Source organism: Janthinobacterium sp. HH104 (genome assembly GCF_001758715.1).
GTDB classification, from domain to species: domain Bacteria; phylum Pseudomonadota; class Gammaproteobacteria; order Burkholderiales; family Burkholderiaceae_D; genus Janthinobacterium; species Janthinobacterium aestuarii.
The window spans coordinates 58,516-79,974 of record NZ_LRIB01000047.1 but is presented as its reverse complement, the minus strand read 5'-3'; the positions used below and the strand labels follow the sequence as shown (position 1 = coordinate 79,974).

General features: G+C 61.9%; 16 protein-coding genes and 1 tRNA gene. 6 read left to right on the top strand and 11 right to left on the bottom strand.

Going from position 1 to position 21,459, the window contains the following annotated elements; all coding sequences use genetic code 11:
- Positions 1-5: 5 nt before the first annotated feature.
- Together JAB6_RS21625 and JAB6_RS21620 are read right to left on the bottom strand one after the other, a co-directional pair.
- Positions 6-2,663 (bottom strand): TonB-dependent receptor, encoded by a 2,658-nt coding sequence (locus JAB6_RS21625; protein WP_070304466.1) that lies wholly within the window; start codon positions 2,661-2,663, stop codon positions 6-8.
- Between the two features lie 418 nt (positions 2,664-3,081).
- A tRNA-Arg gene (locus JAB6_RS21620) sits at positions 3,082-3,157 on the bottom strand.
- 199 nt (positions 3,158-3,356) lie between these two features.
- Between JAB6_RS21620 and JAB6_RS21615 the strand changes: the two genes are divergently transcribed.
- Positions 3,357-3,917 carry a cytochrome c5 family protein gene (locus JAB6_RS21615; protein ID WP_070304465.1) on the top strand — a complete coding sequence of 187 codons (561 nt, stop codon included), beginning with the start codon at positions 3,357-3,359 and terminating at the stop codon, positions 3,915-3,917.
- 182 nt (positions 3,918-4,099) lie between these two features.
- On the opposite strand, the gene JAB6_RS21610 is transcribed toward JAB6_RS21615, so the two are convergent.
- From JAB6_RS21610 to JAB6_RS21600, 3 genes are all read right to left on the bottom strand, one after another.
- Complete coding sequence (locus JAB6_RS21610; RefSeq protein WP_070304464.1) at positions 4,100-6,175, bottom strand: M13 family metallopeptidase; 2,076 nt, start codon at positions 6,173-6,175, stop codon at positions 4,100-4,102.
- A gap of 181 nt (positions 6,176-6,356) precedes the next feature.
- A complete protein-coding gene (locus JAB6_RS21605; protein WP_070304463.1) occupies positions 6,357-8,432 on the bottom strand; it encodes a M13 family metallopeptidase in 2,076 nt (691 codons plus the stop codon).
- 174 nt (positions 8,433-8,606) lie between these two features.
- Positions 8,607-8,828, bottom strand: a complete 222-nt coding sequence (locus JAB6_RS21600) for a hypothetical protein (protein ID WP_070304462.1) — start codon at positions 8,826-8,828, stop codon at positions 8,607-8,609.
- A gap of 367 nt (positions 8,829-9,195) precedes the next feature.
- On the opposite strand from JAB6_RS21600, the gene JAB6_RS21595 reads away from it, so the two are divergent.
- The 3 genes from JAB6_RS21595 (at position 9,196) to ybaL (ending at position 13,881) form a co-directional block, all read left to right on the top strand.
- Positions 9,196-10,638: a S41 family peptidase gene (locus tag JAB6_RS21595; RefSeq protein ID WP_070304461.1), complete on the top strand. Its 1,443-nt coding sequence runs from the start codon at positions 9,196-9,198 to the stop codon at positions 10,636-10,638.
- 197 nt (positions 10,639-10,835) lie between these two features.
- Positions 10,836-11,957 carry a beta-ketoacyl-ACP synthase III gene (locus tag JAB6_RS21590; RefSeq protein WP_070304460.1) on the top strand — a complete coding sequence of 374 codons (1,122 nt, stop codon included), beginning with the start codon at positions 10,836-10,838 and terminating at the stop codon, positions 11,955-11,957.
- A 211-nt stretch (positions 11,958-12,168) separates the two neighbouring features.
- The gene (gene ybaL, locus JAB6_RS21585; protein ID WP_070304459.1) at positions 12,169-13,881 is read left to right on the top strand and encodes a YbaL family putative K(+) efflux transporter; all 1,713 of its coding nucleotides are present in this window, start codon (positions 12,169-12,171) and stop codon (positions 13,879-13,881) included.
- A 57-nt stretch (positions 13,882-13,938) separates the two neighbouring features.
- On the opposite strand, the gene JAB6_RS21580 is transcribed toward ybaL, so the two are convergent.
- Positions 13,939-15,984, bottom strand: coding sequence for an NADPH-dependent 2,4-dienoyl-CoA reductase (locus tag JAB6_RS21580; protein WP_070304458.1), 2,046 nt, complete (start codon positions 15,982-15,984; stop codon positions 13,939-13,941).
- 161 nt (positions 15,985-16,145) lie between these two features.
- Here JAB6_RS21580 and JAB6_RS21575 point away from each other — a divergent pair, with 161 nt between their 5' ends.
- Positions 16,146-16,727, top strand: a complete 582-nt coding sequence (locus tag JAB6_RS21575; RefSeq protein ID WP_254671738.1) for an SRPBCC family protein — start codon at positions 16,146-16,148, stop codon at positions 16,725-16,727.
- Between the two features lies 1 nt (position 16,728).
- Here JAB6_RS21575 and JAB6_RS21570 read toward each other — a convergent pair whose 3' ends face one another.
- The 4 genes from JAB6_RS21570 to JAB6_RS21555 form a co-directional block, all read right to left on the bottom strand.
- Positions 16,729-17,184 carry a hypothetical protein gene (locus tag JAB6_RS21570; protein ID WP_034752899.1) on the bottom strand — a complete coding sequence of 152 codons (456 nt, stop codon included), beginning with the start codon at positions 17,182-17,184 and terminating at the stop codon, positions 16,729-16,731.
- 43 nt (positions 17,185-17,227) lie between these two features.
- Complete coding sequence (locus JAB6_RS21565) at positions 17,228-17,668, bottom strand: DUF2721 domain-containing protein (RefSeq protein ID WP_034752898.1); 441 nt, start codon at positions 17,666-17,668, stop codon at positions 17,228-17,230.
- A gap of 112 nt (positions 17,669-17,780) precedes the next feature.
- On the bottom strand, positions 17,781-18,737 hold the full coding sequence (gene pip, locus JAB6_RS21560) for a prolyl aminopeptidase (protein WP_070304457.1): 957 nt from the start codon (positions 18,735-18,737) through the stop codon (positions 17,781-17,783).
- A 78-nt stretch (positions 18,738-18,815) separates the two neighbouring features.
- Entirely contained in the window at positions 18,816-19,298 is a 483-nt protein-coding gene (locus JAB6_RS21555; protein WP_034752896.1) for an Lrp/AsnC family transcriptional regulator, read from the bottom strand.
- A gap of 152 nt (positions 19,299-19,450) precedes the next feature.
- Between JAB6_RS21555 and JAB6_RS21550 the strand changes: the two genes are divergently transcribed.
- Positions 19,451-20,071 (top strand): LysE family translocator, encoded by a 621-nt coding sequence (locus JAB6_RS21550; protein ID WP_254671736.1) that lies wholly within the window; start codon positions 19,451-19,453, stop codon positions 20,069-20,071.
- On the opposite strand, the gene JAB6_RS21545 is transcribed toward JAB6_RS21550, so the two are convergent.
- A complete protein-coding gene (locus JAB6_RS21545) occupies positions 20,008-21,432 on the bottom strand; it encodes a hypothetical protein (protein WP_070304456.1) in 1,425 nt (474 codons plus the stop codon). The two genes, JAB6_RS21550 and JAB6_RS21545, sit on opposite strands and share 64 nt — an antisense overlap.
- Between the last annotated feature and the right edge of the window lie 27 nt (positions 21,433-21,459).

The window sequence follows — 21,459 nt, the reverse complement described above, 5'->3', positions numbered from 1 at the left end:
CCAAGTTACATTTTCCAGCGTAAAGAAAGACCCACTGTGCGGTCATAGCGGCGCGTGTCGCGCGGATACACGCCCGCAGTGTTCCAGTAATCCTTGAACTTGGTGTCGAGCAAGTTATTCCCATCGAGGGTCACGGTGAACTGGTCGTTGATCTTGTACGACAGCGAACCGTCGAGCTGGGCCGTCGGCGCCACTTTCAAGTCCAGGCCGGGGCCGCCCTGGTTGTAGCTGTCGATGAATTTCGAGCGCCAGTTGTAGGCCAAACGGCCCGACCATGCGTCTTTTTCGTACAGCACGACCAGGTTGTAGGCATAGCGCGACACGCCCGTGATGGCATGGCTGCCCGTCTCGTCGTCCGTGGTGCCGCTCATGTAGGTGCCGTTCGCTTGCAAGCCCAGGCCGCTCAACAGGCCAGGCAAGCCGTCATAAAACTGCTGGTAGCCAATTTCCAGGCCTTGCAGCTTGCCGGCGGCCGTGTTGTACGGGCGGTCCACGTCATAGGTCTTGCCGGCGATGGTTTCGCTGGAAATGCGTTGCTGGATATAACCGTCGAACTTGTGGTGGAACACGGTAGCCGTGACGGAACCGGCGGGCGCGAAATACCATTCCAGTGCCGCGTCAACATTGTCGCCCGTGACTGGTTTCAGATTCGGATTGCCGCCCGCGCCCGTCGCCTTCACCGTTTCCGTCGAGTTGACGAGGGCCACGCCCGGGTTCAGCTGGGAAAAGCCGGGACGGCTGATGGTGCGGCCTGCAGCGAAGCGGCCGACCAGGTCCGAGCGCAGCTTGATTTTCAGGGCCACGCTCGGCAGCACATCGGTACTGGCCGTGTCGCTGATGACAGGCGTGTAGACGCCATCTTGCGAACTATTGCCTTGCAAGCTTTGTTCGGTGCGCACGACGCGCACGCCCAGGGTGCCATCGACGGGGTAGGCGCCCAGCTTGAAGGCAACCTTGGCCTTGGTATAGATCGAGTACGTCTTTTCCGTATCCTTGAAGAACGAGCCCGGGTCCATTGCCCGCGCCGCGCTGCTGCCCGTGACGGCTTCGCGGATGGTGCCCGTGTTATTGAGCAGGAAGCTGGCGCACGGCGTGTACCACTGCTTCAAGCCATAGTCGGGGCCGCCGCTGGACATCGGTTCCGACAGACAATTGAGGCCCGGAATCGACGTCACACTCTGGCGGCCGAACGGAAACGCGGCGCCGGACACGTCCGGTGCTTCCGCATTGCCCTCGAAACTCTTGATCGATTCGGCTTCGCGCTTCACGCCGCGCAGGCCGACGCTGATTTCCTTGAAGATGCCGCCCGCGCTCGGCGTGTACGCCAGGTCGGCGCGCACGTCGTTCGAGCTGCCCTGGTCCTTGCCGTAGCGGTCGAAGAAACCCTTCAGATAGTAGTTCGACGGGTCTTGCAAATCGCTGCCCGTGTAGTCCACGTGCAAGGTGCCGTTCTGGTTGGTATTGATGCGGGCATTCGGCACGACGGTAATCGCATCGAGAATCGGGTTGCGCCAGGCATAGGTGCTTTTGGTGCTGGCCACTTCCGACGTGAAACGCCATTCCGGGTTGATATCCCACAAGCCGCCGACGGCAAATTGATGCGTCTTCGTCTCGTTCTTGTTCGCCTGCGTCGACATGATGGTGTTGACGTTGGTGGACGTGAGCGTTTGCAGCTGGTTGGTGCCAGGAATTTTTGTAGCCGACACGGGCGTGCCCCACCATGGCAAGCCGACAAAGTAATCGGACTCGGCATCGAGCAGGAAGCGCGTGGCCATGCCTTCGGCGTACAGCTCGACGTCGGCGTTCGGGCGCCATTGCAGCACGGCATTGGCGGTCGTGCGACGGCGGTCACCCTTGATCGGCAGCAAGCCCACCTGGTCCGGCCCCGTCAAACCCGGCGACAGGAAACTTTTATCCACGGGCGCCGTATTGAACGCGCGTTCCTCATGGTAACGATGCTGCTGCTGCGACAAGCCCAGCAGCGCGCCCACTTCGCCGATGCCCGTCTTCCAGCGGTTCGACAGCATGCCGCTGATGTTCGGGTCGGTGGCCTTGGATTTGTCGCTGTAGACGGCGCGCGTATTCACGCTGGCCGTGAAATCCTTGAAATCGAACGGACGGTTGGTGCGCACGTCGATGATGCCGGCCACGCCGCCTTCGACCTGGTCCGCACCCTGCGATTTATAGACGTCGACGCGCTGCAGCATGGTGGCGGGAATGTCGGCCAGGTTGACGTAGCGGCCCGTGGTGGTGAACAGTTCGCGGCCGTTGAGCAGGGTCGTGACATCGCGCAAGCCGCGGATCATGACGGCGCTCGCCTCGCCAGAATCGCGGCGGATCTGGATGCCGGAAATGCGCGCCAGAGTTTCAGCCACGTTGTTATCGGGGAATTTGCCGATGTCGTCGGCCACGATGGAATCGATGACCTGGTCCGAGCGCATCTTGATCTGTTGCGAATTTTGCGCCGAGCGGCGCACGCCGCTAACGGTCACGACCGACACTTCCGCCGCCGGCTCGGCACTGGCATTGGCCGCCACCGCCTCCTGCGCCCAGACCGAAGCCGTGCTCAGCAAGCCAATACCGGCCAATGCCGCAACGGCTGCCTTCAAGGTGAATGGACGAGGGGAAGTGGCCGCGAGCGGACCGGTGGCGTTGCGCATCATGAATCTCCAGATATTGTATTGATATTTTTTGTATCGCTTGCATGTCGTTCGCATGCTCGGCGTTTATCTTAGGGGCTGGGCGATAATCTCTCCAATCAATTTTTCCACTGTTTCGATATCAATATTGATATCAGCGGCTGAGGGACTTTGGAGGTTGCAAACGGACAACGGCAGGGGCGTCAGGGGTATTTATGAGAAGAGAATGCACAAAAAATTGGCAGCACCGACATGAGCTGGCGCACGGTGCCCATGGCGAGCAGAAACGGACATGTGCCGCTGTAAGCATCTTTCTCGATCAAAGGTGTTGAGGTATTGCATTGGCGCGCCGCGCATGCCAAAGAACAGCGCAGGCAAGTAACTCACAGCATGCAGCCGCATGGCAATGCTGGCTGGATTAAAACGGGAGTTTTGATTTGTCTGGTGCGGCTGGCGGGGATCGAACCCACGACCCTTGGCTTCGGAGGCCAATACTCTATCCACTGAGCTACAGCCGCGTAGGGGGAATTTCTGAAGTGATGCGAAGGATACCGTTTTTCTTTACCTACGTCTACGGAAACTGTCGTATCGCTGGCAATTGCATGTCACTGCTCAATTTTTGTGCCTATAATTGTGGGTTTCATAAAGGTTTACATCCAAGCATGTAAAAATGCTACCTTACACGGCCATCAGTTTCAAATCTGGACTAAGGACATCATGAGCGACGCACATAACGAACAACAATCAGCGATCAAAACGCCTAAACAATTGCTTGCCGCCGTAGCTGGCTTCTTCCTCGTCACCGTCATCGGCATCATCCTGCTGGTACAGTTCGTCACGGCGCAAAAACTGACGGGCGCCGGTACGGACAGCCAGTCGCCGGAAGCCATTGCCGAGCGTTTGAGTCCGGTTGCCAATGCTGGCTTTACCTTCAAGGATGCCAGCGGTCCGAAAGTGCTGCAAAGCGGCGAAGCCGTCTACACGGCGACCTGCGTGGCTTGCCATGGCGCCGGCGTGGCCGGTGCACCGAAGTTTGGCGACGCGGGCAGCTGGTCGGCCCGCCTGGCCCAGGGCTACGATACGGTCCTGAAGCATGCCATCGAAGGCTTGCGCGCGATGCCGGCCAAGGGCGGCAATCCGGACCTCGACGATGTGGAAGTGGCGCGCGCCGTCGTCTACATCGCCAACGCGTCGGGCGGCAAGTTCAAGGAACCGGAAGTGCCGGCACCGGCCGCGGCCGCTGATGGCGCTGCTCCTGCAGCCGAGCCTGCCAAATAATTCAGCCAGCGCGCTGAACCAGGAACCGCCCGGATGGGCGGTTTTTTTTCGCCTGCGCATAAGCAAGCGATTTGTCGGATTACGCGTTTCGCTAATCCGACCTACGCGACGTTCGCGACGGACATGAAAAAGCCGCCCGGCTTTGCACGGGGCGGCTCGGTGCTAGTGCGTCAGCACTGCTGTTACCACATGATGACGCGGTCTTTCGGTGGCAGATACATCTTGTCGCCCGGTTTCACGTCGAAGGCTTGATAGAAGCCGGGCTGGTTGCGCATGGTGCCGTTGGCACGGAACTGGCCTGGCGAGTGCGGGTCCGTTTTCAGCAAGACCAGTTGCTGCGCTTCACGCATTTTCATGCGCCATACCTGGGCAAAGCCCGCGTAGAAGCGCTGCTCGCCCGTGAAACCGTCGATGACAGGGGCTTTCTTGCCATTGAGCGACAATTTATACGCTTTATACGCGATCGCCACGCCGGAATTGTCGGCGATGTTCTCGCCCAGGGTCAGTTCGCCGTTGACGAAGTGGCCTTTCACCGGGCTGAAGCCGTTGTACTGCGCCACCAGCTGCTTGGTTTTCTTGGCAAAGTTTTTATGGTCGGCCTTGGTCCACCAGTCGCGCAAATTGCCGTCGCCGTCGTACTGGGCGCCCTGGTCGTCGAAGCCGTGGCTGATTTCATGGCCGATCACGCCGCCGATGGCGCCATAATTGACGGCATCGTCCGCGTTGGCATCGAAGAACGGTGCTTGCAGGATGGCGGCCGGGAAGACGATTTCGTTCAGCTCAGGATTGTAATAAGCGTTCACGGTCTGCGGCGTCATGCCCCACTCGTCGCGGTCGATCGGCTGGCCCAGCTTGTTCAGCTCGCGGTTGTAGTTGAGCAGGTGCGAACGCTGGATGTTGCCGATCAAGTCGTCGGGCGCCACCGTCAGGCCCGAGTAATCGCGCCATTTGTTCGGATAGCCGATCTTGGTGGTGAACTTGGCCAGCTTGATTTGCGCCTGTTTCTTGGTGACGGGGCTCATCCAGTCGAGCTTGTCGATGCTTTGCTTGTAGGCCGTCATCAGGTTTTTCACCAGCGCTTCCATGCGCACCTTGCGCTCGGCCGGGAAATACTGCTCCACGTACAGCTGGCCCACGGCTTCACCCAGCGCGCCTTCGACGGCGCCCACGCCGCGTTTCCAGCGCGGACGCATTTCCGTCACGCCCGTCAGGGTAGTGCCATAAAACGCGAAGTTTTCGTCGACATACGCTTTCGGCAGGTAGCCAGCGTTCGCGTGCAGCAAATGCCACTGGAAGTATGCTTTCCACGTTTCCAGCGGCGTCTTGTTGGCGATCTCGGCAAAGCCTTTCAGGTAGCTGGGCTGGCTGACGATCACATAATTGACCTTGCCGGCGATGCCCGTGTCCTTCAGGTAGCGGGCCCAGTCATAGCCTGGCGCCACGCTGGCCAGTTTCGCCAGTTCCACCTTGTTGTAGGTTTTGACGGGGTCGCGGTTCTGCACATTGCTCCATTGCGCCTTGGCCAGTTCCGTTTCCAGCGCCAGGATAGCCTTGGCATTGGCGGCCGCGTTCGCGTCGCCAGCCAAACTCAGCATTTTTTCCACGTGGGCCAGGTATTTGGCGCGCGTATCGGCCTTGCCTTCTTCCAGGTAGTAATCGCGGTCAGGCAAGCCCAGGCCGCTTTGCACGATGTCGGCCACATATTTGGTGGAATCCTTGGCGTCCTGGTGGATACCGAAGTCGTAAGGCGAGGTCACGCCCAGTTTGCTGAAATGGGCGATCACGGCCGGCAATTCCGCTTTGTCCTGCAGCGCGGCGATCTTCGCCAGCTCCGCGTTCAAGGGGGTCAGGCCCAGGCTTTCCAGCTTGGCTTCATCCATGAAGCTGTTATAGAAATCACCGATTTTCTGGGCATTCGAACCGGCCGCGCGTGCCTTGTCGGCGGCAGCGCCTTCGACGATGCCGCGCAGCTGCGTTTGCGTATCGTCGGCCAGCTTGGCAAAGCTGCCCCAGCTCGACTTGTCGGCAGGAATGACAGTTTCCGCCAGCCATTTGCCGTTCAGGTGCTGGAACAGGTCGTCCTGCGCGCGCACGGCAGGGTCGACGTATTCGACGGCGATGCCCGACGTCAGCGCCGCAGCGGAGACGGCCGTGGCGGGAGCGGCGGCGGCTTTCTTGGCACTATCAGCGGCGCCAGCCATGCCGGACACGCCGGCCAGCAAACTCAGGGTCAATGCACTTAACAAATAACGATTCACGGTTGTCCTCTATATTGTATTGTGTGGAATATAAGGGTCAGAAGGCCCAAGGCTTCTGGCCCGGTTTTTGACTGTAGCATACCGGCCGAAATGACAGAAAGAACTTTGGCCAGAATGCAAAAAAGACCACGCAAGTGGTCTTTTTTGTTGTGACAAGATAACGTTTACATGGATACGACGTTTACCAGATGATCACGCGGTTTTCCGGCGCAACATACATCTTGTCGCCCGGTTTCACGCCAAACGCTTCATAAAAACCTGGCTGGTTGACCATGGTGCCATTGGCGCGGTACTGGCCCGGCGAATGGGGATCGGTCTTGATCTGCACGATCTGCTGCGCTTCGCGCATCTTGCTGCGCCACACTTGGCCAAAGCCCATGTAGAAGCGCTGGTCGCCCGTCAAACCGTCCAGCACGGGCGCCGGCTTGCCGCCCAGCGAGATTTTATAGGCTTTATAGGCGATCGCCACGCCCGAGTTGTCGGCGATGTTTTCGCCCAGTGTCAGCGCACCGTTGACGTGGTAGCCAGGCAATGGGCTGTAGCCGTCGTACTGCTTGGTCAGCGCGTCGGCCTTGGCCGCAAAATTCTTGCGGTCGGCCGGGGTCCACCAGTCGCGCAGGTTGCCGTCGCCATCGGACTGGCTGCCCTTGTCGTCGAAGCCATGGCTGATTTCATGGCCGATGACGGCGCCGATGGCGCCATAGTTGACGGCGTCGTCCGCGTTGGCGTCAAAGAACGGTGGCTGCAGGATCGAGGCGGGGAAGACGATTTCATTCATCGTCGAGCTGTAATAGGCGTTCACCGTTTGCGGCGTCATGCCCCACTCTTCGCGGTCGATCGGCTTGCCCAGCTTGGCCACCTGGCGCGCGGAGCCGAAGTTGGCGGCGCGCATCATGTTGCCCACCAGGTCGCCCTGGACGATTTGCAGCTTCGAATAATCGCGCCATTTGTTCGGATACGCGATCTTCGGCGTGAACTTGGCCAGCTTGGCTTGCGCTTCCTTCTTGGTCTCCGGGCTCATCCAGTCCAGGGTATCGATGCTGTCCTTGTAGGCGGCCAGCACGTTTTTCACCAGTTCCTGCATGTGCGCCTTGCGCTCTGCCGGGAAATATTGCGCGACATACAGTTTGCCGACGGCTTCGCCCAGCACGCCTTCGACGGCGCCCACGCCACGCTTCCAGCGCGGCTGGTTTTCCGTCACGCCGCTGAGTACCGTGCCGTAAAAGGCAAAGCTTTCATCGACGAAGTTTTTCGACAGGTAGCTGGCATAGCTGCGCAGCAACTGCCATTCGAAATACGCTTTCACGGTGTCCAGGTCGGCGGACGCAAGCACCTTGTTGTAGCCGGCCAGGTAGCTTGGCTGGTTGACGATGACGTAATCGACCTTGTTGGCGATACCGAGCGCGGCCAGGCCCGACTTCAGGTCGTAGCCCGGGGTCAGGTCGTTCAGCTTATTGATGTCGGTCTTGTTGTAGCGTTTGACGGGGTCGCGGTTCTCGACCTTGGTCCATTGCACTTCGGCCAGGGCCGTTTCCAGCGCAACAACCGCCTTGGCGCGCGCCGCGGCGTTCTTGTCGCCGGCCATGGCCAGCATTTTTTCCACGTGCGCCTGGTATTTTTCCTTGACGCCAGCCTGCTTGGCTTCCAGGTAGTAATCGCGGTCTGGCATACCCAGGCCGCTTTGGCTGACATATGCCGCATATTTCGTCGAGGCACGCGCATCCTGGCCCACGTAGACGGCATAGGGAGTCGACACGCCCGTCTGGCTCAGGTGGGCGATCAGGGCCGGCACGCCTTTCTTGTCGCGCAGCGAGCGGATGCGGTTCAGTTCGCCGGCCAGCGGCTTCGTGCCCAGCGCATCGAGCTTGGCTTCATCCATGTAGCTGGCGTACAGGTCGCTGATTTTCTGCGCTTCGGAACCGGCCTTCTTGTTTTTGTCCTGTTGCGTCGATTCGATGATGCCGCGCAATTGCGGCGTCGTGTCATCGCGCAGCTTGGCGAACGAACCCCAGCTCGACTTGTCGGCAGGGATCTCAGCCGTCGCCAGCCACTTGCCGTTCAAATGGGTAAAGAAATCGTCCTGCACGCGCACGGCGGGGTCGATGTACTGCACATCGATGCCGGAAACGACGCCAGCGGCGGCAGGCGCGGCGCTTGGGGCCACGGTCGGGGCGGCAGCGGCGGATACGGGTTCGGCGGCATGGGCAAACGCAGCCAACAGGGTCAGGGTCAGACTGCTCAAGAGATAGCGATTCACGAATTGTCCTTATGGGGCATGTCAAAAAGACCGGGCAGATAGCTGCGGGCGGATAGCCCGCCGCGCCAGGCGCTGCAGGAATGTAGCACGCACCGCTCAGTTCGGCCAGGCTCAAGGGGCTTTCATTGTCCAGTCCGGCGAGCATGGCGTGGGCTGGAACAGCGCATGCAGCGTTTATCCATACAGATAAAGCAGGTCGTCGATCAGCGCCAGTTCCTGTTGCGTGAACTGCGTGTGGTTGAACTGCCCGATAGCTTCGAGCACACCTCTAATCGGCACTTGCCGTGACGGATCCTGAACGATGTCGATCAGCAGGCCAACATCAGGATCCCGCCCCCTCAGATACTTTTCAATCAGCGCTTCGAGCGAGACTCGTGCCTGCAAATCAGTTAACATTTTTTATCTGCCGGGAAGAAAGAAGCTCCAGTCTAAATGAGCCGGAGCCCGCGGATAAAAAAAAGCCTGCGTCCGCGGACGCAGGCAAAACCACTTCGGGTCGAGAATGCGAGTCCACTATAGGGCCGCCGCACACGCTTTTTTTCGACTCTTACAAATGCTTACTCCCCTCAAGACTCCCTATACATCGCATACAAAACCGCAACATATGGCAAGCTGGCAGCCCCGTTTTCGCGCGTAGACTGGGTCCAGGCACGCTTTTTCCACGGCCGGCCCACGCCGGCAGAGATTCAGGTCTATACTTTCAACAAAGCGCCGCTCCACGGGGACTGGCGCTTGTGCAAGACACGCTAGCTGCAAAGGTGCAATGATGGGCAAACTCAAAAATACCGGCTTGATCGGCCTGGGCGTGGTGGCCGGCGTCGCCGTGTCGCTGCAATTTTCCGCCATGGCGCAAAAGACCGTCGAGCCGCCCCTGCCGCTGGAAGAGCTGCGACAGCTGGCCGACGTGTTTGGCCTGATCAAGTCCGATTACGTCGAGCCGGTGGAAGACAAGAAACTGCTGGAAGACGCCATTTCCGGCATGGTTGCCTCGCTCGACCCCCATTCCGCCTACCTGGACAAGAAAGCCTACGCCGAGCTGCGCGAAGGCTCCGAAGGCAAGTTCGTCGGCCTGGGCATTGAAATTGGCCTCAGCGAAGACGGCTACATCAAGATCGTCTCGCCCATCGAGGATTCGCCCGCCTACCGCGCCGGCATCAAGGCCGGCGACCTGATCACCCGCCTCGATGGCCAGCCCGTGAAAGGCGTCAGCCTCGACGACAACGTCAAGCGCATGCGCGGCGAGCCGGGCACCAAGGTGTCGCTGACCATTGCCCGCAAGGATGAAGCGCAGCCGCTGGCCTTTACCATCACGCGCGAGGAAATCCATCAAAAAAGCGTGAAGGCGAAGATGGTCGAACCGGGCTACGCCTGGCTGCGCGTGTCGCAATTCCAGGAACCGACCGTCGACGACATGGCCGCGCAGATCACGGCGCTATATCAACAAGATCCGAACATCAAGGGCATGGTGCTCGACCTGCGCAACGATCCGGGCGGCGTGCTGCAGGGCGCCATCGGCGTTTCGGCCGCCTTCCTGCCGAAGGATGCGGCCATCGTCTCGACCAACGGCCAGTTGCCGGACTCGAAACAGGTGTTCTACGGCCGCGCCGAATACTATACCTTCCGCTCGGAAGGCGATGCGCTGGCGAAATTGCCGGCTGCCATCAAGAAAGTGCCGCTGGTGGTGCTCGTCAACACGGGGTCGGCCTCGGCCTCGGAAATCGTCGCCGGCGCCCTGCAGGATTACAAGCGCGCCACCATCATCGGCACGCAAACCTTTGGCAAGGGTTCCGTACAAACCATCCGCCAGCTGACAGCCGACACGGCCGTCAAGCTGACGACGGCCCGCTACTACACGCCGAACGGCCGTTCGATCCAGGCCAAGGGCATCGTGCCCGACCTGCTGGTCGATGAAAATGCGGATGGCGACGGCTTGAACGGCTTGCGCATCCGCGAAGCGGACCTGACCAAGCACCTGAGCAACGACCGCGACAAGGAAAGTACCAAGGCGGCCCCCGTCAACGACGAGATGGAAGAGCAATTGCGCATCATCGCCCTGGAAAAGACCCGCAAGCCGCTGGAATTTGGCAGCAAGGACGATTTCCAATTGCACCAGGCGCTCAATCACCTGAAGGGCTTGCCGGTGCAGCTGGCCAAGGCCGAACCGGTGGTGGTGCAGGCCGACGTCAAGAAAGAACAGAAGAAGTAAGCAGTTTGGGGTCAGACCCGGCGGGTCTGACCCCATCACACGCAATACCCCCAGCACCGCTCCATGCGACAAAAATCAATCTTCCGCCACACATCGCCCTGCCCCGCAACACGAAACTCTCTACAGTCGAGCCCGTTTGTGTAAAATTTGCTTCACTTATCGGCGCCACGTCGATTGCCAAATTTGAAAGTTTAACCATGAAACAAGTCGTCATCAGCGGTACCGGACTGTACACGCCGCCATTTTCGATCTCCAACGAAGAGCTGGTCACCTGCTTCAATGCCTACGCGGAAAATTTCAATGCCGACAACGCCGACGCGATCACCGCGGGCACAGTGACGGCGCTGGACCTGTCGAGCGTGGCCTTCATCGAAAAGGCGTCCGGCATCAAGTCGCGCTTCGTGATGGAAAAGGAAGGCATCCTCGATCCGGCGCGCATGGTCTCGCGCATCCCGGAACGGGGCGATGACGAACTGTCCCTGCAGGCGGAAATGGCGGTCGCCGCCGCGCGCGACGCGCTGGCCCGCGCCGGCCGCACGCCGGCCGATATCGACATGGTGCTGGTGGCCTGCAGCAACATGCAGCGCGCCTACCCGGCCATGGCCGTGGAAGTGCAGGATGCGCTGGGCATCGATGGCTATGGTTTTGACATGAACGTGGCATGTTCGTCGGCCACCTTCGGCATCCAGCAAGCCGTGGCCGCCGTGCAAAGCGGCCAGGCGCGCGCCGTGCTGGTCCTGAATCCCGAAATCACCAGCGGCCACCTGAACTGGCGCGACCGCGACAGCCATTTCATTTTCGGCGACGCCTGCACCGCCATCATCGTCGAAGCGAAAGAGACGGCCGTGTCGCAGCACCAGTTCGAGATCATCGGCACGGAACTCAAAACGCGCTTCTCTAACGCCATCCGCAACAATTTCGGCTTCCTCAACCGTTTTGACGAGTCCGGCGTGGGCAAGGCCGATAAATTGTTCCGCCAGCAAGGCCGCAAGGTCTTCAAGGAAGTGTGCCCGATGGCCGCCGAAATGATCAAGGCGACCTTGGCCAAGGCCGGCGTGGAAGTGGCGCAAGTCTCCCGCTACTGGCTGCACCAGGCCAACCTGAACATGAACTTGCTGATCGCGCGCCTGATCCTGGGCCGCGACGCGGAAGCCAATGAGGCGCCCGTGATCCTCGACACCTACGCCAACACCTCGTCGGCCGGTTCCATCATCGCCTTCCATAAATATCAGGATGACATGGCGGCAGGCAGCACCGGCGTCATCTGCTCGTTCGGCGCCGGCTATTCCATCGGCTGCGTGGTCGTGCGCAAGCTCTGAGCGCATGGGTGTAACATCGTGTGATTCCTTGAATTAGGCGATGTTCGGGGTGGATAGGCATGCGTTCACGGCCACCTGGACGAAGATATAGCACAGGTTTTTTGCAATAAAGCCGCAGGAAATTTTCCGGCAGGGGCTTTGATGCGTTTATACTTAGCCGCTGAGCAACATCTTTTCCCATCCGCACGTCCCCATAAGGAACCCCACACGCATGCCCCATGACATCAGCCTGATCACCACCATCGCCGCCGCCCTCGGGTTCGGCCTCATCTTCGGCTTCATCGCCGCGCGCCTGAAACTGCCGGCACTGGTCGGCTATCTGGCCGCCGGCATCATCATCGGACCGGCCACGCCCGGTTTCGTGGCGGATGCGGAAATCGCGGGACAATTGGCGGAAATCGGGGTGATGCTGATGATGTTCGGTGTCGGCCTGCACTTTTCCATCGAAGATTTGTGGGACGTGCGCAAGATCGCGCTGCCTGGCGCCATCCTGCAGATCGGTGTCGCCACGGCGATGGGCATGGGCCTGGCCCACTGGTGGGGCTGGACGCTCGGTGGCGGACTGATCTTTGGCCTGGCCCTATCCGTGGCCAGTACCGTGGTGCTGCTGCGGGCGCTGGAAGAACGGGGCATCCTCGATTCCCTGAATGGCCGCATCGCCGTCGGCTGGCTGGTGGTGGAAGACCTCGTCACCGTACTGGTGCTCGTGCTGCTGCCGGCGTTTGCCGGCGTGCTGGGCGGCAAGGTCGCTCCGGATGCCGAGGCCGTCAGCCTGTGGCAAACCCTGGCCGTGACCCTGGGCCAAGTGGCCGGCTTCATCATCTTCATGCTGGTCGTCGGCCGCAAGCTGTTTCCGTGGATTTTGTGGCAAGTGGCGCGTACCGGTTCGCGCGAACTGTTTACCCTGTGCGTGATCGCCGCCGCCGTCGGTATCGCCTATGCGTCGACCAAGCTGTTTGGCGTGTCGTTTGCGCTGGGCGCCTTCTTCGCCGGCATGGTGCTGCGCGAATCCGAACTGAGTCACCGCGCCGCCGAAGAATCCCTGCCCCTGCGCGACGCGTTCGCCGTGCTGTTCTTCGTTTCCGTCGGCATGCTGTTCGAGCCGAACATCCTCATCGACAAGCCCTTGCAAGTGCTGGCCGTGTGCGCCATCATTATCTTCGGCAAGTCGATTGCCGCCTTCCTGCTCGTGATGGCGCTGCGCTATCCGCCGAAGACGGCCATCATCGTCTCGGCCAGCCTGGCGCAGATCGGCGAGTTTTCGTTCATCCTGGCCGCGCTGGGCCTGTCCCTGGGCCTGATGCCGCAGGAAGGCCAAAGCCTGATCCTGGCCGGCGCCATCCTGTCGATCGCCCTCAACCCGCTTGTCTTCAGCATGGCCAAGCCGCTGCTGCGCGTGATCGGCAACAGCGACTTCGCGCGCAAGTTCGAACGCACGACCGATCCGCTGGCCGAGCTGCCGATGACGGTGCCGCAGGAAAAACTGTCGGGCCAGATCGTGCTCGTCGGCTATGGCCGCGTGGGCCGGCGCATCGCCGCCGCCCTGATGGAGCGGGGCATCCACTTTGTCGTGGCCGAGGAAAACCGCGAAATCGTCGACCAGCTGCGCAAGCAGGGCATTCCCGCCGTGGCCGGCAATGCGGGCGAACCGGCCGTGCTGATCCAGGCGCACATCACGCACGCCACCATGCTCGTCATCGCCACGCCCGACACCTTCCACGTGCGCGCCATGATCGAGACGGCGCGCGCGCTGAACCCCGCCATCCTGACGGTGGTGCGCACGCATAGCGAGGAAGAGGCGGAATTGCTGCGCGCGGAAAACGCGGGCAAAGTCTTCATTGGCGAGCACGAGCTGGCCAATGGCATGGCCGAGCACGTGCTGCAAAGTTTTGAGACGGCGAAGAAGGGGCATGGCGGGCATTAAGCAAGCGCCCTTTCCGTCCAGCAAGCCTGCCCGCTACCCAGCCGGCAGGCTTTCTTTTTACAGGCTGGCGGCCAGCTCCGCCCCTTCCCGTATCGCCCGCTTGGCATCGAGTTCCGCCGCCAGCGCGGCGCCGCCGATTTTATGGAAGCGCGGACCGCCCGACGCCAGCGGTTTGCCATCCTTGTCGGTTGGCGGCATGAGTTCCGTGAGACTATCCTGCCCCGCGCAGATGACCACGTTGTCCACCGCCAGCAGGCGCTGCTCGCCGCCCACGGTGATGTGCAAACCCTGCTCGTCGATCTTGTCGTAGCTTACGCCAGCCAGCATGGCCACGCCGTTTCTCGCCAGCGCCGCGCGGTGCACCCAGCCCGACGTCTTGCCCAATCCGGCACCCACTTTCGACGTCTTGCGTTGCAACAGGAAGATTTGCCGTACGGGATGGGGGGCTGCGGGCGGCACCAGGCCGCCACCGGTCGCCGCGTTCAAGTCCACGCCCCACTCGCCCGCCCACGTCGCCACGGCTTGCGGCAATGGATGCGCCGGGTCGTGCAGCAGATACTCTCCCACGTCGAAACCGATGCCGCCCGCGCCGATGATGGCCACGCGCGCGCCTACCGGTTTCTTGGCTTGCAGCACGTCCAGGTACGACAGCACCTTCGGATGGTCGATGCCGGGAATGGCCGGCAGGCGCACCTTGATGCCCGTGGCGACGATGACGTCGTCGTAGCCGCCGGCCAGCAATTGCTCGCGCGTCACGCGCTGGCCCAGGCGCAGCTTGACGTCCAGCAGCGCCAGACGGCGCGCAAAATAGCGGATGGTTTCCGTGAATTCTTCCTTGCCGGGAATCTGCATGGCCACCTTGAACTGGCCGCCCACGCTATCGCTGCTGTCGAACAGGGTCACCGCGTGCCCGCATTCGGCCGCCACGCAGGCGGCGGACAAGCCGGCCGGGCCCGCGCCGACGACGGCCACCTTGCGCGGCACGGCCTTTTTCGCGTACACGAGTTCCGTTTCATGGCAGGCGCGCGGGTTGACGAGGCAGCTGGCGCGCTTGTTGGCGAACGTGTGGTCGAGGCACGCCTGGTTGCAGCCGATGCAGGTATTGATTTCGTCGGCGCGTCCCGACGCGGCCTTGGCGACAAAGAAGGGGTCGGCCAGGAAGGGGCGCGCCATCGACACGAGGTCGCAGTCGCCCCGCTCGAGGATGGCGTTGGCTTCGTGCGGCATGTTGATGCGGTTCGAGGCCACCACGGGAATCGTCACTTCGCGGCGCAGCCGGCCCGCCACGGAAGCAAACGCGGCGCGCGGCACCGAGGTGACGATGGTGGGCACCCTCGCCTCATGCCAGCCGAAGCCGGTATTCAAAATCGTCACGCCCGCGTGCTCCAGCGCCTTGGCCACCGCCACCACGTCCTCCCAGGTATTGCCGCCCTCGACCAGGTCGAGCAGCGAGTGGCGGTACATGATGATGAAGCTGGGGCCGACGGCGGCGCGGATGCGGCGCACGATCTCGACGGGCAGGCGCATGCGGTTCTCGATGCTGCCGCCCCAGCGGTCCTGGCGCAGATTCGTGCGCGCACACAGGAACTGGTTCAATAAATATCCTTCGCTGCCCATCACTTCGATGCCGTCGTAGCCCGCCTTTTGCGCCAGGCGCGCGCAGCGGACGTAATCGCAGATCGTGCGTTCGATGCCGCGCTCGCTCAGGGGCCGGGGACGGAATGGCGAGATCGGCGATTTTTTTGCCGACGCCGAGACGACGAACGGCTGATAGCCATAGCGGCCCGCATGCAGGATCTGCATGACAATCTTGCCGCCCTCCTCGTGCACGGCGCGCGTCACCTTGCGGTGGTTCGGCACGTCGCCGAGGAAATTCAAGGTGCCGCCAAACGGCAGCAGCCAGCCCTGGCGGTTCGGCGAGATGCCGCCCGTGACGATCAGCCCCACGCCGCCGCGCGCCCGCTCGCGGTAAAAGGCGGCCAGCTTGCCATAATGATAAAAGCGGTCTTCCAGGCCCGTGTGCATGGACCCCATGATGACTCGGTTGCGCAAGGTGGTAAAACCCAGGTCGAGCGGGGCCAGCAGGTGAGGATAGGCAGTCATGGTGATCGGTCCGGTAGAAGTGGTATGCAGGCCGTACGGTAGCAAGCATTGCCGATCGCCGCAGCGACTTTCTCTAGACCGGGAGTTCTAAATCGCCCGGCGCGCGGGCCGGCGACGGGTACAGCTTGTGCCGGGCGGTACTTTCCCGTAGGCTAGCTGGCATGAAGCGACTCTTCCTCTGCCTGCTGATGCTGTGCGCCGTCCCCGCTACCGCGCTGGCACAGGCGATACGCCTGGACAAGCTGAAGGTCGAGGTCAAGCGCATCGAGGTCGACGGGCAGCGCATGTATGAAGTCGATGCCAGCGCCAGCGTGCAGGCGCCGCCGGCGTCCGTGTGGAAGACCCTGACCACTTACGAGCGCATGAGTGAATTCGTGCCCGACCTCAGCTCCTGCCGCGTGCTGTCGCGCAACGGCAATGAAGTCATCATCGAGCAGCAGGGCATGGCGCGCTTCCTGTTCATGAACCACCCCATCCATCTGGTGGTGCGGGCCACGGAAACGCCGTTGACGTCCATCGACATCGCCCTGATCTCCGGCGACATGCGGCACTACGAATCGCGCTGGAATTTGTATCCCGTGCCCGAGACGGGCGGCACGCGCATCGTCTTTTCCAGCCGGCTGATGCCGGGCTTCTATGTGCCCGGCATGCTGGGCACGACCATGATACGCGGCGATATCGAGCGCATGATGGCCGCCGTGCTGGCCCGCATCGACAGCCAGTACGCTGACAAATCCAGCTGAATTACGCCAAGTAGGTATCGCGGTCGCGGATTTCCGCGAAATTTTCCAGGCTGCCCAGCTTCACCGTGACGGGATTCAGGCTCGCCTGCGGCTGCATCGAGCGCCAGGCGAACAGCCATTCCTGCTCGGGCGCTTCGGCGCGCGTCTTGGTAAAGGCGGCGCCCAGGGCGGCGCGCTGGCCGTATTCGACCAGGCCATCGATGCCGGCCCAGCTGGGCAAGGTGCGCTGCACGGCGCGGTGCAGGCGTTCGCCGAATTCTTCCGTATTGTGGATGATCAAACAAGCGTCGGCCGGAGCGAACAGGTCGAACAGTTGCTTGTCCCACACTTGCGAAAAGCTCAGGGTCAAACAATTGCCCGCAGGCGCCAGGCGGAACTGGCCCAGGCTCAGCGCCAGCTCGAGTTCGCTGCGCTGGCCGTAGCGGTGCAGGGTGGGGGGACGTTTGTAATCGTGCATGCTGGACTCGTTCTTCAATAGTAGGGTAAAACCGGCGCGGCGCTTACCGTGGCGGGCGGATATGGCGCCGGATGCGCTGGGCCGTCGCGGCCAGGTAAATCTCGCGCAGTAAATAAATAAAACAGCCGATCAGGCAAATCACGGCCAGCACAAAGAAGGCCGCGATATATCTGTCCAGGGTCAGGTTCAGAATATCGCCCAAAAACAGCATGGCGATGATGACGCAGACGAAGAAACCGCACGCCGTGCTCAGCGAAATCGAGTAATTGATCAGATGGGTACGCCGATACAGGGTATCTAGCTCATCCATATAGAAATCGTTGTAGCCGATGTCGAGCCGGTCTTCCAGCACGCGCGTGCGGTCGATGATGCGGCCCAGGCGGTTGGTCAGCACCACCAGCATGGTGCCGATACCGGTCAACAGGAAAACCGGCGCAATCGCCAGCTGGATGATATGGCCGATGTCGCCGATCTGTATGTTCATGGATAAAAAGTCGTGGGTTCACACCGGCGCCCGACCGTGGCGCCAGCACAGGCCATAGTGTAGCAGGTGGCGCACGCCGGCTGGCCGCTTTGCCAACCGGCATGTTGCAAGATCATGCGAAGCCGCGTCCCGGTACGAAGCGCTCGGTGGCGCGTACCAGCGCCGAAGCGATGCCGTGCTCGAGCGCGCCATGGCCCGCGTCCGGTATCATTTCCAGCTGCGCGCCCGGCCATGCCTGCTGCAGGCGGTAGGCCGACAGCGGCGGACAGATGGCGTCGTAGCGTCCTTGCACGATGACAGCCGGCAAATGCGCGATGCGCCCCATGTTGCGGATCAGCTGGTCTTCCTCGAAGAAACCGAGATTGGCCATGTAATGCGATTCGAGCCGGCCCACACCCAGGTCGAGCGCATCGTTAGGCGCATCTTCCGGCTGCGGCATCAAATAGACGCGGCGGCCTTCGAAGCGGCTCCAGGCCCGCGCGGCCGGCCAGTACACGTTTGGATCGCTGCTGAGGATGCGTTGCACGTAGGCCGCCAGCAGGTCGCCCCGCTCTTCCGGCGGTATCGGCGCGGCGAATTCCGCGTACAGTTCCGGATAGAACCAGCGCACGCCCTCGATGAACCAGTCGATTTCCGCCTGCGTGCACAGGAAAATGCCACGCAGCACGAAACCGAGGCAGGCTGCGGGATGCGCCTGGCCATACGCCAGCGCCAGGGTCGAGCCCCACGAGCCGCCAAACACCAGCCATTGGGCGATGCCGAACTGGGTGCGCAGGCGTTCGATGTCCTCGATCAGCAACTGCGTCGTGTTGTTGCGCCATTCGCCCAGCGGCGTGGACTTGCCCGCGCCGCGCTGGTCGAACAGGATCACGCGGTAGCGCTGCGGATCGAAGAAGCGGCGGTGCTGCGGCGACAGGCCCGCGCCGGGGCCGCCATGCAGGAACAGCACGGGAATGCCGTCGGGATTGCCGCACTCTTCCCAATAAATGGTGTGGATGTCATCGACCGCCAGCATGCCGTGCCGGTTCGGCGACAGGGCGGGAAACAAAGGAGACAGGGAATCGGGCATGGCGGTCCTTGGAGTGGCGGTCAGGGCGCCAGGCGCGAGTCCTGGCAACTGTTCCAATTATAGTGCGCGCCCGGCGCGTCAGGCCAGCAGCAAAGGCAGGCGGTTCGACGACTTGATTTCGCGCATCGACAGGCTGGACTGGATTTCCGCCACGCCAGGCAGGCGGCGCAGCACGGTCGAGACGAATTCGCCATACGCTTCCAGGTCACGCGCCACCACTTGCAGGAAATAATCGGCTTCGCCCGCCACGTTGTGGCACGACAGAATTTCGGGAATCGTCGCGATCGCTTGCTCGAACTGCGACGGTTGCTCGCCGCCATGGTTGGCAAACACGACCCGGACAAACGCGACCAGGCCGATGCCCAGCTTCTTGCGGTTGAGCAAAGCCTGGTAGCCGGTAATAAAACCTTCCTCTTCCAGGCGGCGCAGACGGCGCCAGACGGGGGTTTCGCTCAGTTTCAAGCGCTCGGCCAGGCGCGCATTCGACAGCCTTCCTTCATCCTGCAACAGCCTGAGTATCTGCAAATCGGTGGCGTCGAGGCTAACTTCTGAAATTTTCATCTAATTTTTGTTTTTATACGAGTGGAATCTACCCGAATACTAGGGCATGCAGGGCAGGAAAAGCAAGCACATTTCATCGCCGCAAGAACATAATGGGGCCCGGCGAGCAGGCTGCACCGTGCGCATGCTCCCGCTTTCTTTTCGACTGGCCCATGTCCGATTCTACCTTCCTGATGTACTTGCTGGCACTGGCCGGCGCCTTTTTATTACCGGGTCCCGACATGGCGCTGGTGCTGGCGACGGGCGCCGCGCGCGGCGTGGCCACGGCGCTGGTGACGGCAGTGGGCATCGCCGGCGCGCGCGCCGTCCACGTGGCGCTGTCGGGCGCGGGCCTGGCGGCATTGATGGTGACGCATCCGCAAGCCTTGCAGTGGGTCAAATGGGCGGGTGCCGCCTACCTGCTGTATCTGGCGCTGCGCTTGCTGCAGTCGGCCCTGTCGAGCAAAACGGCGCCGGAAGAAGCGGCCCCCGCCACGGCGCACAGCGCCCGCGCCAGCCTGGTGCGCGGCTTCCTGACGAATCTGCTCAATCCGAAGGCACTGCTGTTTTGCAGTATGTTCCTGCCGCAATTCGTCGCCGGCAACGAACAGGTCGGCATGCAATACCTGCGTTTGGGCGCCGTCCTGGTGCTGATGGGCCTGTTGTTCGACGCCATCTACGCCGTGCTGGCCGCACGCCTGGCGCGCCGCCTGCGCGGCAAGCCTTCGCCTTATGGCAAGTTCGTGCTGCCGTCCGTCTTCGTGCTGCTGGCCGGACGGCTGGTGCTGGGCTGAGCTGCTTTAGCGTCGGCAAAGAAGGCAGGATAATCGTTCAGCAGGCTGCGCTCAAGGTCGTTAACCTTGCGAAATTGCCGCAGCGACGGCGCCATGGCCCGGCCCGCATCCCAGCTGCGCCAGGCATTCGGCGCATCGAACTGCGCCAGCAGGGCGTCGCCCAGATCCTGATACACGGCCGCCATCTGCGGCTTTGCCTGCAGCACTTGCAGATACAAGGCCGTCGCTTCCGGCCATTGCCCCAGCTTGGCGCGCAAATTCCCCTCGAACAAGGCCAGGACGGGCTGCTCCAGCCCCGTTCGCTTCCTCAATTCCTGCACGGTGGCCAGCGCGTCCGCGATGCCCTCCTTGTCCTTGGCCTGCAATCCCCGCGTCAAATCGTGGATGGGCTGGCACTCCTGCATGGCCCGTTGTTGCTGAAGCGACAGTTTTTCGACCAGCGCGCCCGTGGAAAAATGGTCTTCCAGCATGGTCAAGAAAGCTTCGAAGGGCTTTTCCGCGGCAAAGAGCTTTTCTGCTTCGGCGCGCAGCGCGGGATGCGCCTGGGGGCTCAACGGCGGCAACAGCGCCGCCTGCGCCAGCACCCGTTCGAGCGGCGGCGCGTCGGCCGCCAGCGGACGGGGCCGGTAGGCGGCCAGCGAATACGTGGCGGGCGCCCCCGCCGTCAAGGCGCTGACGCGGAAATGGCGCGCGACCTTGCCGCCCACTTCCTCATAGTGCAAGGTGAAGTCGGCGGGAATACGCTTGCCGTCGGCCAGCAGCTTCAGCACCAGCGGATGGCCGCCCCAGCTGTAGCGCACATACTGGGCAAACGCCGTCGCGTCGTCGCCGCTGACAGGGCTGCCGGCAATGCCCAGGCGCAGCAGGGGCTGTTCGTCAAGCGACCACAGCACGGCGCCGTCGAGCAGCTGGGGCTGCAGCGCGCCGCGCCGCTTGTTGTCCAGCACCGACAAAGCCTGCTCCTCATACACGGGCAGCGTTGCATTCTGCTCAAGGCCGCCCGCCTTCAATATGCCGACGATTCCCTGCCGGTGGCGCAACTCGAAGACGCGAAAGCCCGCCACGTCGAACAGCGAATACGTGTCGTAGGTGGACGCAGCCATATCGATCACGTGGCGCCGGCGCGTGGCAAAGTCCAACACGGACAAGGCCTTGCCATCGCGCACGCTCAGGTAGTGTTCGCCCAGCACGACATCGCTTTCCTGTGTAATGCGTGCGGGCAGGCTGGTTTTCACTCCGGGCTTGTTGACGCGTTCGGTCGTCACCGTGACGTGGAACGCGACGCTGGCCTGGGCCGCGCTGGCGCCCAGGAAAAGGATGGCGGCCACGCTGGCGCGGCGCAAGGCGGAAACAAGGGTCATGGAAATGATGCAGTGGAGAAATGCTGA

What these genes read in the sequence shown, in the direction of transcription:
- JAB6_RS21625 (WP_070304466.1), bottom strand. Translation starts at nt 2,663, where the DNA reads ATGATGCGCAACGCCACCGGTCCGCTCGCGGCCACTTCCCCTCGTCCA.
- JAB6_RS21615 (WP_070304465.1), top strand. Translation starts at nt 3,357, where the DNA reads ATGAGCGACGCACATAACGAACAACAATCAGCGATCAAAACGCCTAAA.
- JAB6_RS21600 (WP_070304462.1), bottom strand. Translation starts at nt 8,828, where the DNA reads ATGTTAACTGATTTGCAGGCACGAGTCTCGCTCGAAGCGCTGATTGAA.
- JAB6_RS21595 (WP_070304461.1), top strand. Translation starts at nt 9,196, where the DNA reads ATGATGGGCAAACTCAAAAATACCGGCTTGATCGGCCTGGGCGTGGTG.
- JAB6_RS21590 (WP_070304460.1), top strand. Translation starts at nt 10,836, where the DNA reads ATGAAACAAGTCGTCATCAGCGGTACCGGACTGTACACGCCGCCATTT.
- ybaL (WP_070304459.1), top strand. Translation starts at nt 12,169, where the DNA reads ATGCCCCATGACATCAGCCTGATCACCACCATCGCCGCCGCCCTCGGG.
- JAB6_RS21580 (WP_070304458.1), bottom strand. Translation starts at nt 15,984, where the DNA reads ATGACTGCCTATCCTCACCTGCTGGCCCCGCTCGACCTGGGTTTTACC.
- JAB6_RS21575 (WP_254671738.1), top strand. Translation starts at nt 16,146, where the DNA reads ATGAAGCGACTCTTCCTCTGCCTGCTGATGCTGTGCGCCGTCCCCGCT.
- JAB6_RS21570 (WP_034752899.1), bottom strand. Translation starts at nt 17,184, where the DNA reads ATGCACGATTACAAACGTCCCCCCACCCTGCACCGCTACGGCCAGCGC.
- JAB6_RS21565 (WP_034752898.1), bottom strand. Translation starts at nt 17,668, where the DNA reads ATGAACATACAGATCGGCGACATCGGCCATATCATCCAGCTGGCGATT.
- pip (WP_070304457.1), bottom strand. Translation starts at nt 18,737, where the DNA reads ATGCCCGATTCCCTGTCTCCTTTGTTTCCCGCCCTGTCGCCGAACCGG.
- JAB6_RS21555 (WP_034752896.1), bottom strand. Translation starts at nt 19,298, where the DNA reads ATGAAAATTTCAGAAGTTAGCCTCGACGCCACCGATTTGCAGATACTC.
- JAB6_RS21550 (WP_254671736.1), top strand. Translation starts at nt 19,451, where the DNA reads ATGTCCGATTCTACCTTCCTGATGTACTTGCTGGCACTGGCCGGCGCC.
- JAB6_RS21545 (WP_070304456.1), bottom strand. Translation starts at nt 21,432, where the DNA reads ATGACCCTTGTTTCCGCCTTGCGCCGCGCCAGCGTGGCCGCCATCCTT.